The organism is Catonella sp. (assembly GCF_052173895.1).
Lineage (GTDB): Bacteria > Bacillota > Clostridia > Lachnospirales > Lachnospiraceae > Catonella.
This window is the reverse complement of record NZ_JBQMXS010000012.1, coordinates 47,135-59,895: the sequence shown is the minus strand read 5'-3', so window position 1 is coordinate 59,895 and position 12,761 is coordinate 47,135. Positions and strand designations below refer to the sequence as shown.

General features: G+C 36.0%; 13 protein-coding genes. All 13 read right to left on the bottom strand.

Translation table 11 applies throughout. The features are described 5' to 3' along the window. Positions 1–373 precede the first annotated feature (373 nt). On the bottom strand, positions 374–1,186 hold the full coding sequence (locus ACTTG8_RS04535; protein WP_442560936.1) for a flagellin N-terminal helical domain-containing protein: 813 nt from the start codon (positions 1,184–1,186) through the stop codon (positions 374–376). Between the two features lie 169 nt (positions 1,187–1,355). Next, positions 1,356–1,841 (bottom strand): hypothetical protein, encoded by a 486-nt coding sequence (locus tag ACTTG8_RS04530; protein WP_442560935.1) that lies wholly within the window; start codon positions 1,839–1,841, stop codon positions 1,356–1,358. Further along, entirely contained in the window at positions 1,841–2,212 is a 372-nt protein-coding gene (gene fliS, locus ACTTG8_RS04525) for a flagellar export chaperone FliS (RefSeq protein ID WP_442560934.1), read from the bottom strand. Before fliS ends, ACTTG8_RS04530 begins: the two co-directional genes overlap by 1 nt. A 22-nt stretch (positions 2,213–2,234) precedes the next feature. Continuing rightward, positions 2,235–3,761, bottom strand: coding sequence for a flagellar filament capping protein FliD (fliD, locus tag ACTTG8_RS04520; protein ID WP_442560933.1), 1,527 nt, complete (start codon positions 3,759–3,761; stop codon positions 2,235–2,237). A gap of 12 nt (positions 3,762–3,773) precedes the next feature. After that, positions 3,774–4,196 (bottom strand): flagellar protein FlaG, encoded by a 423-nt coding sequence (locus ACTTG8_RS04515; RefSeq protein ID WP_442560932.1) that lies wholly within the window; start codon positions 4,194–4,196, stop codon positions 3,774–3,776. 122 nt (positions 4,197–4,318) lie between these two features. Continuing rightward, on the bottom strand, positions 4,319–4,543 hold the full coding sequence (gene csrA / locus ACTTG8_RS04510; RefSeq protein WP_442560931.1) for a carbon storage regulator CsrA: 225 nt from the start codon (positions 4,541–4,543) through the stop codon (positions 4,319–4,321). 12 nt (positions 4,544–4,555) lie between these two features. Beyond that, on the bottom strand, positions 4,556–5,023 hold the full coding sequence (fliW, locus tag ACTTG8_RS04505; protein WP_442560930.1) for a flagellar assembly protein FliW: 468 nt from the start codon (positions 5,021–5,023) through the stop codon (positions 4,556–4,558). A 56-nt stretch (positions 5,024–5,079) separates the two neighbouring features. After that, the gene (gene flgL / locus ACTTG8_RS04500) at positions 5,080–6,606 is read right to left on the bottom strand and encodes a flagellar hook-associated protein FlgL (RefSeq protein ID WP_442560929.1); all 1,527 of its coding nucleotides are present in this window, start codon (positions 6,604–6,606) and stop codon (positions 5,080–5,082) included. A 14-nt stretch (positions 6,607–6,620) separates the two neighbouring features. Continuing rightward, positions 6,621–8,477, bottom strand: coding sequence for a flagellar hook-associated protein FlgK (gene flgK / locus ACTTG8_RS04495; RefSeq protein WP_442560928.1), 1,857 nt, complete (start codon positions 8,475–8,477; stop codon positions 6,621–6,623). Between the two features lie 28 nt (positions 8,478–8,505). After that, the gene (gene flgK / locus ACTTG8_RS04490; protein WP_442560927.1) at positions 8,506–10,401 is read right to left on the bottom strand and encodes a flagellar hook-associated protein FlgK; all 1,896 of its coding nucleotides are present in this window, start codon (positions 10,399–10,401) and stop codon (positions 8,506–8,508) included. Positions 10,402–10,475: 74 nt separating this feature from the next. Further along, entirely contained in the window at positions 10,476–10,988 is a 513-nt protein-coding gene (locus ACTTG8_RS04485; protein ID WP_442560926.1) for a flagellar protein FlgN, read from the bottom strand. 24 nt (positions 10,989–11,012) lie between these two features. After that, complete coding sequence (flgM, locus tag ACTTG8_RS04480; RefSeq protein ID WP_442560925.1) at positions 11,013–11,288, bottom strand: flagellar biosynthesis anti-sigma factor FlgM; 276 nt, start codon at positions 11,286–11,288, stop codon at positions 11,013–11,015. 150 nt (positions 11,289–11,438) lie between these two features. Next, positions 11,439–12,695: a diaminopimelate decarboxylase gene (locus tag ACTTG8_RS04475; protein WP_442560924.1), complete on the bottom strand. Its 1,257-nt coding sequence runs from the start codon at positions 12,693–12,695 to the stop codon at positions 11,439–11,441. Between the last annotated feature and the right edge of the window lie 66 nt (positions 12,696–12,761).

The window sequence follows — 12,761 nt, the reverse complement described above, 5'->3', positions numbered from 1 at the left end:
GAATATTATAATATATTTTGAATTTTCAGACAACGACAAAGTGCACAAAGTTTGGAAAGTTTAATGTACAGAATAGACAAAATTAAAATATTTATCAAACTTAGTCAAAAGGTAATACTTATATTTTAAAATTATGATTTATTTTAAACCTAGCCTTAATCTCGCTTGTAACAGGAAAATCCTCCGTATTATAAGCATCGTCTTTTATAAATAACTCCATAAGTTTTGAAACTTTAGAATCCTCTTTTTTTACTGTAGTTCTTCACAAAACTCCTTACGCTCAGCCATTTTTCTAAACATTACATCGTCAAGATATTCCCTACAAAAAAAGACCGTCATTTCTGACGGTCTTTCTATTATGCGTACTTTTAGATTATCTAAGCAATGAAAGAACACCCTGTGTAGACTGGTTAGCCTGTGCAAGCATAGCCTGACCTGCCTGTGTAAGAATGTTGTTCTTGCTGAACTCAACCATTTCCTTAGGAACATTTGTATCACGGATACGAGACTCAGCTGCCTGTGTATTCTCTGATACATTGTCAAGGTTAAGCACTGTATGCTCAAGACGGTTCTGAAGAGCACCGAGGTCAGATCTCTGGGCTGATACATTAAGTATAGCGGTTTTAATACTCTCTATAGCATCCTCTGCTCCTGACTGCTCCTTTACATCTACATCACTTACACCAATTTCACTTGCAGACATTTCTTTGATTTCAATATCAATTATCTGATCTTTAAGAGCACCTACATGAAGTTTCTTTTCTGTATAACTACCATCAATAAGGTTCTGGGTATTGAATGCTGTAGTATCTTTGATACGGTCTATCTCTGTTTTAAGAGCCTCCATCTCTTTCTGGATAGCTCCTCTATCTTCTTCTGTATTTGTGTCGTTAGCTGCCTGAACTGAAAGCTCATTCATTCTCTGAAGAATTGAGTGAGTCTCGTTAAGAGCACCCTCTGCTACCTGAATAAGAGAAATACCATCCTGAGCGTTAGCTGACGCTCTGTTAAGACCTCTTACCTGACTTCTCATCTTCTCAGAAATTGTAAGACCTGCTGCATCATCTGCTGCTCTGTTGATCTTAAAACCTGATGAAAGCTTTTCAGAAGACTTTGCCTGCTGTGCAGTTGTAATGCTTAACTGTCTGTTTGAGTTCATTGCTGTAAGATTGTGCTGTACTACCATAATAAATTCCTCCTTGAATTTGTATTCAGCGTCCTTGCTGAATAATTTTATAATATTTTTTCGAAAACTCTCCATCTCTCTAAGGCCGTACACTCCGTTAAATCAATTTCAAGTTTTACTTTCAATTTATATATCGGATAGTCCTAAAAAAACTTTAGCCTATTTTAAATTATTTTTTTTTGTCTAAAAAATAATTACTTTCTCCTGTATTTCCACTCATATTACTATAATACTTTGTAACTGCACTGCTGTTAAGATTATAATTTCTAATCCTATCCTTACTTTTAGAAACTTTAATATCGAATTGAATCTGATTTCTTCTTTCTAAAGTTTCTATCTCTACCCCTCTGTCTACCAAAACTCTGATAAGTTCCTGAAGTTTTTCTATCTTTTCCTTAAATACAGATGGATTTCCTTTTACAGTGTCTGAAATCCTCTTATAGATAAAATCAAATCCCTCATCTAACTTATTTATTTCTTCTATAAGTCCACTTTTTTCTGAGATTAATTCATCAAATTTTTCATTATCAAAGTCCTGTTCGCTCAACAGGGTTTCCTGCATCCTTGTAAGTTCTAAAATACTAGAGAGAACCCTCTCCTTCTTTACTAGGGAGTCCGTCATTAACTCAAGATAGTTCAATATTTCTGTATTCATTATGAATTCTTTGCCACCTTCATTACCTGAGCCCAAACATCTCTCATTTCTCTTATATCTTCAAGAGCCTCATTAAGTCTATCTATATCTTTTTTAACATTTGCAAGGAGCAGATTCCTAAGTATTCTTTTATAAACCAAGTCAAAATCCTTAGATACTTCATATTTGAAATCAAGTGTTCCCTGCAGCTCCCAAATTATATTCTGAGCCTTAATAAGATTGTTGTTGGCCTTTTCTATATTTTTTTCTTCTATGCCCACTGCTGCCTGATTACAAAACTTAATTGCACCATTATAGAGCATAAGTGTAAGCTCGGCCGGAGTAGCTGTACTCACAGCTGCCCCCTGATAAAGATTTGCTACATTCGCCATCTTGAGTCCCTCCCCTTATCTCTTACTTACCAAGCAGACTTGCCAAGCTATTATTCTGAGCATTCATCTTTGCCATAGCCTTTTCCATAGCTGCAAACTGCTTATAATACTTATCTTCTATCTTATTAATCTTAGCCTCCAAGGTGTTGTACTCTTTCTTATATGAATCTGAAAGCTTGTTCATTTCCTTATCATTGTAGAAAGTCATTGCAGATGAAAGGCCTGTACCCTTCATTGCATCTGTCATCTTGTTGTAGAGTGTCTCCATTATCCCCTTAAGAGCCTCTGCTGTCTCTTCCGGATTCTCTGTAAGTGCCTTCTTAAGCTTATCCTCTTTGGCAGAATATACTCCATCTTCAGAATCTCCATACATATGGAGAAGACCTCTCTCCTTATAATCAGTTGAAGTCATTACACCAAAACTTGCAAGGCTATATCTCTTACCACCCTTACCATCTTCATCAGCCCCAACATTAACTGAAGTCTGCATAGCTGTCTTCATTGCATTAAGCACCTTACCAAGACTTGTATCTCTTCTAAGCAGGGAATCTTTTATCTTCTTCTCCCAAGCCTCTACATCACCGGCAGACATTCCTTTCTTTTGTTCTGAAGTAAGTGGATCATATCCCTTTGCTGATCCTGCATAATAAAGTTCATTCATTTCCTTTAATATTGAGTTGTAATCCTTTAAGAAACTCTTAAAGTTGTTGTATACAGATTCAACATCGGTATTGGCATTAATTGTGGCACTCTTTCCGTTATCACCCAAATGATAGTCTGCAGTAGTTCCTGTAAGAGTGAGGTTGAGTCCATTAATATTATTAGTATTTGTAGATGTTTTATATTCAGTTCCATCTACTCTAAATATTGCATCTTTTCCCTCAACCTTTGTAACATTGGCAGAGCCTGCAAGTCCAAGTTTTTCTAAACCACTTGTCATCTCTACATCATTCTTAGATTCTGTAATCGAAAACTTGTTTGCCTCTCCTGTTTCCTTAGCTGAGAAATAAAATCTCTGCTGCTTTGAATCAAAATTTGCATTTAAACCGGCTTTTTTAGCTGCCTCAAGGAATTCTCCAACTGTTGTATCTCCATCAACAGTGAATTTATGTTCCTTATCACCTACCTTAAAGGTAATTTCCTCACCTAAATCAAAGCCGATATCTGTCAGTACGGAGTCTTTTTTTAGTCCTCCTTCTATGTCTTTGACTACATCTCCTGTAAGACTATGTGCTGAGGCAGTCTGCTTAACCTGAACCTTATGGCTGCCATTAACAGCCTCAGGATTTCCTGTTGCCTTAACTACATTTTCATCAGAACTCGTAACTTTCTTAGTTGTGTATGCTTTTCCAAATCTGAGTGCTGATATTTTATTCGTATAAAGTGAGTACAACTTACTATTAAGCTCTTTCCACTTTTCCTTCTTCCAGTCCAAAGTAGTACGCTTTCCCTCTACCTTGTTAAGCTTTAACTTATGGGCATCCATAATCTTTTTGATCATAGCCTCTGTATCCATTCCTGAATTTAATCCCGAAAGCCTAACTCCCATAACTCTTCCTCCTTATCTTTTCTCGTCCACTATTATACCTGCAAGATCCTTTACCTTAGCCAACATATCATGCATCTTTTCAGGTGGAATTTCCCTTATTATTTCTTTAGTAGATTCATCATATACTTTTATGGAGATTTTCTTAGTCTCCTTATTATATGAAAAAGCTAATCTCCTATAACCATTATTCTGTTTAATTTTTTCATTTGCCTGATCAATCACACTCTTTATACGGCGTTTTGCCTCAGCATCAGAAATCTCTTCCTCATTCTGAGAATCTGCCTGACCTGTATAACCGGTTCCTGCCTGACCCATAGCAATCACATCAATATCAAGATCAGTTTCTGAGCTTTCTCTAATAGGATAACCCGTATTACCACTAATATCTACACCTGTAGACTGCGGCAATACACCCGGCATCATCTTAAGACTCATTTGTTCACCTCCATGTAAACTTATTTTACAATCCATTGCTTTTAATAAATACTTTTAAACATAGAACACGCTTTCTACAAAGCATATCGGCAATAAAAACTCCAAACTTAACCCCTAATATCCTATTCAAAAATTTTATTGAGATTTTTCAATGTCTGCTCATTTATTTCAGATGATTCTCTATTTGAGTTCTGTATCTGTTCAAAAAGTTCTTTTCTATATATCGCCACACTCTCCGGTGCCTTAATTCCAACTTTCACCTGTTCGCCTTTTACCTCAAGTATGGTAATTTCAATATTATTACCTATAATAACGCTCTCTCCAGGCTTTCTTGACAAAGCTAACATACTTTACCTCCTCTATTTGTTCTTGCCTGCCTTCATCTTCAGTACTGAATCATAAATACTGAATTTAATAGGGTAGTTTTCATTATTTACAATAATCTGTACACCCTTGCAGTTATTTGGATTAATAAGTAATGGTGCTCTGAAATTAGCTGTTGTCTTGCTTGGATCTTCATGTGGTATGGTAATGGTTAAAAATGTAAGAAGTTCTTCATCTTTAAATTCACCAAGTGGCTTTAAAAGTTCATCTTCCACTATCGGCTCATATTTTTCAACAACTGAATATGGGCTTATAATAGGCAGTGCCAGTCCTGCAAAATCAAGCGACTGAAACCATGAAATAAGGCCTCCCGAACCGTTATCAATGTCATACATTATTGTCCAGCGTTTCATATCTTCAAATCCTATAATTCCATTTTCAAATGTAAGGATTTTATCTTCATCAATATCAACTTCTCCAAAAAATCTTGTCTGTGCAAGCATGATAACACCTCTTTCTCATATCACAATTGATTTTACCTCATAAGCAGAACTAAATTTTATCTCAAGAAATCAAGCAGAGTATTCTGTACTACCTTTGCTCCTGCCTTTAAGGACGCATTGTATATTACTGTCTGTGCATTGAAATTAATAATAGTTTCTACAAGGTCTGCATTTTCATTATTTGACATAAGATCTGTAAAATCATCGTTCTGTCCTGAGAGTCTTTGTTCAGTTAGATTTAACCTTGCATCACGACTTCCAAGGTCTGCAATAGACTTATTTACTGTATCCTGATAATTTCTTATGCTGTTAAGAGATTTTGAAAATCTCTCCTGCATTACCTTTTTCTTAAGAGTAAGTTCTGTACTCATCTGCTCTTTAAGCTGTTTAAGACTCTCAAGATCCTTTTCGTCTGTAGTATTACCAATCAGCCTATCTACTTCTTTTATCTTATTTTCTACCAAATTTACATCTTCGATACTTGCAAGGATACCGTCTAATTCTCTACCTAAGTCCTGTCTTAAGGCATCTTTAGCCTGAGTATTTACCTGAAGTCTCTGATTAAAGCTAACTTCATACTCAATATCCTGATCTTCCTTTTTGTAATTTATAATCTTATCTTCATCTTCTACAAGATTTCCTTCTTCATCAAAAGGAGTAGCCTTACAGTTAAAATAATGCTCAGGACGCACATCTCCTGCTGCAAAGTTAGTCTTATTGTATTCTACATTAAAGCTTTTTGCATTTTTAAGTTTTTCATAGGCCTCATCCGAAAGTATAAGTTCTCCTGTATCAGCTATGTATTTTGCACCACTTTCAGGCTTTTCATAGGCTTTTGGATCACTTGATGTAAGTACCTCTCCATTCTCATTTTCCGAAGTAATGTCAATATCATCCTCATTACCATCTTCATCTTTATATGTAAGTTTCGGAAAACCCTCTGATGCCTTATCCAACTTATTATATGAAAGCCTAAGATAATTAACTGTCTTATTTTCAGCATGTTCTGAAAAATCATTAGTTCCACCCGGCTCATAATCTTTTGCAGCAAAACCTCCAACTGTTCTTGTGCTGGTTTTTAATGCTGTTTTATCTAACTCTTCAGTTATTGTATACTGCCTACTCTTATCATCCTGAAGATAGGTAAGACTGGTATCCGTCTTATATCCCGTAAATACATACCTTCCTGCATAACTCGCATTACCTTCCTGATAAATCTGCTTTCTATACTGCTGCATAGTCTTCATTATGCTGGTACGGTCTTCCGGAGTAAGGGTATCCTGTGCCCCTTGGTCAGCAAGACTATGGAGCGTAGTACAGATATTTGTAACCTGTTTTAAGGCACTTTCAGTTACCTGTAGCCAACTTTTAGCATCGGGTACATTTTTCTTAAAATACTGTTTTATCTCTGTAAGACTGTTACGAAGTTTCAATGCCCTTACTGCCACTATAGGATCGTCCGAAGGACGCTGTATCTTTTTGCCGGTCTGATACTGCTCCTCTATATTCATCAGATTGACTTTATTATTATTTATATTTGAAATAGTATTATTAGTCATTATCTGGTTAGTAACTCTCATCATAGCTTTTGCCCTTTCTAGATTGCCATTTCATTTATCAGCTTATTATATATTTCATTCATTACCGTAATTATCTTTGCTGAAAGATCATAGCAGTTTTTAAATCTTACCATGTTCATGGCCTCTTCCTCTGTATCTACACCTGAAATAGATATACGCTGATTATCAATGGATTTAACTATCATGTTCTGATTTTTGCTAAAAGTTGCTGCAGTTTTTGTGTCCACACCTATATCTGAGGTAAGCGACTGATAAAATTCTTCCGGCTTTCCCTGATCAAACATAGTTCTATCTTTCTGAAGATTTTCTAATTTCTTCATCACATCTGTATTCTCAACTCCATTCGCTATTGAACTTGCTGCTGCCACAAGTCCCGGATTCTCCTTAAACTCCTTAGTTACAGAATAATTATGTGCAGTCATTTTATAATAAGTTTCATCTTCAGACGAAAATTCCTCTATTTCATTTCCATCTTCATCCTTAGTTCCGGGCACTTTAAATATATAATTATTTCCGGTTACCTCATCTTTGCTGTTAAATAAATCCCTACCCTTATTGCCTTCTAAATCCTCACCTGTTTTATGGATTTCATTAAATTCTTTTGAAAACTTCCTTATAAAATTATTCAACTGATCAAGGTAATAAGGTATTCCTTTAAAATCCACCTGTTCACCTATCTTTGCCACAACCTTGTCATCCTCGGTTATATCTTTTTGTATAGGCTTATCCTCTTTTAACTTAAAGGTATATTTAAACTTTGTCTTACCTGTATCCGGATCTTTTTCTACCTTTACATCAAAACCTGTGTATTCATATTCTTCACTTCCAACTGTAATCTTTCCCTTTGGAGGAAAATTCATATTTTCCACACTGTTTATATTAGTATCCTCAAGTGTAAGTTCCGTATCTCCTGCTGAGGCCTCTTTTACATGACATCTTAATGAACCCCTGTTATTACCATCACGCATTTGAAACAAAGCTCCAAGCTTTCCACCTAAATTATTATGGTGAGTAGCAAAATTTTGTCCGTCTGACCACTGAAGGTCATAAAGTCCCTCAACATCGTTCATGTTGTTGACATGAGTTCTAGGTACTGCCTCTATTCTATTTGCCTCATAATTATTTACAAGATAGCCACCGTTTACCTTAACTGTATAATGTGTAACTCCCGAAAGGCTGCCACTCATTCCCTCGCCTATTCTTTCTTCCTTAACAGTCACATTTGCAAGCTTTGAAAGCTTATCTACAATAAGATTTCTCTGGTCTCTAAGGTCATTGGCATAGCCTCCACTTACCTCAATAATATTTATTTGTTTCGTAAGGGTTGCAATCTGATCTCCGTACGAATTAATTGCATCTATGGTATTTTTTATATTAAAATTTACCTCATTCTGAATATTTTTTAAATTTTCAGAAAGATTATTAAAATATTCTGTAAGCGCATATGCTTGATTCACCATTTGTGCCCTTGCAGACTTGCTTGTAGGGTCTTTTTCCACTTCGGACATACCGTTAAAGAGGTTTTTAAAATTAGTATTAAATCCCCCTTCTTTTATCTCATTCATATAATTTTGTATTGCTTTTAAATAATATGCCCTTGAATCATATTCTCCATTTATAGTATTTGCTGTACGATATTTTAAATCATAATACTCATCCCTTATCTGTGTAATCTTATTGCCTATTACACCGGTACCTACCATACCATAGCGTTGTGCTATAGCTATTGGATCTTTAGCCTGACGGTTTAACTGCTGCCTACTATACCCCTCTGTCTTCGCATTTGTAATGTTATGAAAGGTAGTATTAAGTGCAGCCTGATAAGTATGAAGTCCTGAAGTTCCTATATCTAATCCAAAAAATGTTGATGGCATATCTATCTCCTATCTCTACTATTTTACATCAGCTCCCAAGTTTAATTATCAAATGTTCAAGAAGTTCATCTATTACAGTCACATATCTTGATGCTGCATTGAAAGCCTGCTGATATTTAATCATATGGGTAAGTTCTTCATCAGAAGATGCACCTATTACCTGCTGCCTCTGGTTTTCTACACTTGCTTTAGTAATATCTTGGCTCTTCGCCAACACCCTTTTTGTATTTCCTGCATTGGCAATCTCCGATGTAAATGAAGTATAATAATCCATTAGGGTATTTTTTGTAAGGGTATTAGGGTTTAGAGTAGAAAATTTATTATCCCATACCTTATTTAATTTTGCAGCTATATCCATACTATAATCACCGGTATTGGTATTATAACTTAAAGGAATAAGTGAAACATTCTCCTTAATTTTTTTATTTACCTCAAGTTCTCCCATTGTATACATAGAATACTTTGAGCCTTCGTCCTTCGGATCATAGTTTTCTTCGTTATATACCATAACCTTGCTACCATTAACCTCTATTTCCTTATAGCGTGGCATGCCCTTTCTTTCAAAGAGAGCATTACCTGGAGTCTTTGAGCTGTCCGAACTTACCGGAGCCTTCTTTTTATCTAAGATAGATACCTTGTATCTACCTGTAGGACGGCCGAGTGCATCTCTTTCTTCTACCTTGTATTCATCCAAATCATTCACATCTACATCCGGAATTTCATCTCCCTCTAATATCTTACCTTCTGAATTTCTCCATACAGGCGTACTTCCATCTGTCCATGTAGCCGTAAGATTAGGTGCAAGCACATTATTAATCATGGTAGTCAGTCCATGAATTAACTGGTCAAACTGTGCCTCTGTATTAGTAAGGAGTGACGGTGCTACCTTATTGTTATAATTTAACTTAGCCTCTTCAAAAGCCCTCATAGCCTCAATATAATATTCATCTTCTTCACCATTTTCATAGTCCTCCGGCTTTGGCTGTACCGGAATATCTGTATATCTTCCCTGAGTACCTCTGGAGAGAAGAAGTCCCTTAAGCGAACCTATGTCTGTATCTGCAGCCGCTGTAGGAGGAGTGGAAAAATTAAATACTTCCCTAGGTTCTCCCTTTTCATTCCTATCAAAATTCCATACCGGTGTGTAAAGATTAAGGCTATCATCTGTACTCTTAAGACCTATCTCATTTATTCCAAATTCGGTTACAAACTGAGTACCTTCTACTGTTACAAGAACAGTGCCGTCCTTTACTTCCTTGTAATCCATCTTGACATAGCCACCAAGTTCATCAAGCAACTTATTTCTCTCATCCCTGTAATCATTAGCAGAATATCCTCCTGCCTCTTCTTTACGGATAAGCATATTAAGCTGATCTATCCTTTTGCCTATTTCATTTACCCTGTTTACTGTATTTTTTATCTTAAGATTTACATTCTGTCTAAAGCTCTTAAGCTGATTTACTATGTTTTGGCAACGCTCAATAAATGTACCGGCAGTTTCTACTAAAGCAGTCCTTGCAACTACACTTTCAGGTTCTTTCTGGAGTTCCTGTACAGACTTCCAAAGCCCCTGCATCGCACTCTGAAAAGTAGTTCCATGAAGTTCTCCAAAAAGATTTTCCACCTCTGCAACTACTTCAGTCTGAGCCTGATAAAATCCCTGCCTACCACTCTCTCTTCTATATGATCCATCTAAGAACCTGTCTCTTAGCTGTCTTACTTTTGCAATAATAGATCCATGTCCTGTCTGGTCAAGCCTCTTCACAGTGGCAGCTTTTTCATATTCTTTATCAACCGTAACCACCTGTTGACGAACATATCCCTTTGTATCTACATTCGTAATATTATGTGCAGTTGTATTTAAGGAATGTTGGGCTGTATTAAGTCCCGAAACTCCTACACCAAAACTTGTCATTAATCCCATATCTTATCTCCCGACCCATAATTATAATTCTTTGCCAAAGTTATATAGGGCTAACTCTGTTAAATAAAAATACTTTAACTCTTAGCATCAAATATACCCTTGCTCATCCCCTGTACTTCTACTTCTGAGGCAGTATTGTACTGCCCTAATCCCGGTGAACTTCTAAGACTTTGTATCAGATTAATGTCAAAATCAATCATCTCCAGCGACTGTTTTATAAGCATCTGATTCCTTTCATTCACCAAATCTAAAGTTTCTATAGTACGCTTAAGCTTATCATGAAGATTTCTCAACTCTTCCTGCTCTGTCTCCTGTCCTTTAAGTAAATCTATGATAGTAATAAAATTTAATTCACTTTCTTTTTTATTCATTACTATCCCTATATTACGAATGACCTCCTGTCTTTTCTTTTCCAGCTTACTGATTTTGCCTACTAACTCTTGTTCTTCTTCAGTAATGCCAGTTAAAGACTGGAGGTCATTATTTACGATTATTTGGGTTTTCTTCTCAGCAATGGGAATAATCTCACTGTATATCTTCTCCTCATCACTAAGCACCCTAATTAATTCTTCTATTAAGCTTGCCATATCTCCTCCGCTCAATCCATATGATTATACTGCAAAATAACCCTCTACGAGTTTATCAGCTATATCTTTACCTGATACGGCATATGTACCTTCTTCAATTGCAGCTTTAAGCTTTGCAACCTTGTCTTCACGAATATCTGAAATATTGGCTACAGCTGTCCTTGCAGTCTGAAATGTCTTAGCTGTACTTGAAATTTCAACAGTATCATTAACTCTATTCATCTTAGATACAGCCTCAGCCTTTCTCGCCTTGCTCATCTTATAAGCATTTGCAACCTGTCCATAGTTATCTACTCTCATACTCTCACCTTCCATCTGTTATGGTTTAAATAAAATATTTGCCAATGAACAAATCTTCCTACCAATTTAATTAGTATCTCTGATTTATTTATCGGCAAACTTTACAAATACTTTAGTAATAAGAAACAAAAATCACAAAAACAAAACTTTTTACTTATTCAGTCCCTCAAAATCCAAAGTTGCAAAATAATCCTCAATTGTTTCTGCCCTTCTTATACACTTTATTTCTCCACCTTCAGTTTTTAAAAGTTCAGCTGACCTAAGTCGTCCGTTATAGTTATATCCCATACAAAAACCATGTGCTCCGGTATCATGAATTACCAAATAATCACCCTTATCAATATGTGGGAGCATTCTGTCTACTGCAAATTTGTCATTATTTTCACAAAGTGAACCTGTAACATCATACTTAAACTCTTCTGCCTCATCTTCTTTTCCAAGTACTGTTATATGGTGATAAGCTCCGTACATAGCCGGACGCATAAGATTGGCAGCACAGGCATCTACTCCAATATATTCTTTGTAAATATGCTTTTCATGTACGGCCTTGGTTACAAGATGTCCAAAAGGAGCAAGCATAAATCTTCCAAGTTCACTAAATATCGCTACATCTCCCATGCCGTTTTGCACAAGAATTTCATCAAAGGCTTTTTTTACTCCTTCTCCTATAACAAAAATATCGTTTGGCTCTTCAGAAGGCTTGTAAGGTACTCCAATCCCTCCCGAAAGGTTCACAAAGCCGATATGCACCCCACATTTTTCCTTAAGCTCCACTGCAAGCTTAAAAAGCTCTGCAGCAAGCATAGGGTAGTAATCATTTGTCACAGTATTGCTTACTAAAAATGAATGGATACCAAATTCTTTTACTCCAAGTTCTTTAAGCCTTGTAAAGGCCTCAAACATCTGCGACTTAGTCATTCCATATTTAGCATCTCCGGGATTATCCATTATGTCGTTACTAATCTTAAATACTCCACCAGGGTTATAACGACAGCTTATCTTCTCCGGAATACCTGCACATTCCTTAAGAAAATCTATATGTGTAATATCATCAAGATTAATTATTGCTCCCAGTTCTCTTGCTTTTACATATTCTTCAGCAGGAGTAACATTTGAAGAAAACATTATTTCCTCGCCTGTTATGCCACAAGCCTCTGAAAGCATAAGTTCAGTAAGAGATGAACAGTCTGTACCACACCCCTCTTCCTTAAGAATATTTAAAATATATGGATTAGGTGTTGCTTTAACTGCAAAATATTCTTTAAATCCTTTATTCCAAGAAAATGCCTTTTTTAAATTTCTTGCATTCTCACGAATGCCTTTTTCATCGTAAATATGAAATGGGGTAGGATAGGTTTTTACTATCTCTTTCACTTCGTCTAAGTTTACAAATGGTATCTTTTTCATAAAACCTCCCATTGTCGGTATACTTGTATACAATATCTATATAGTATTATAAGATGGGAGTTTTGT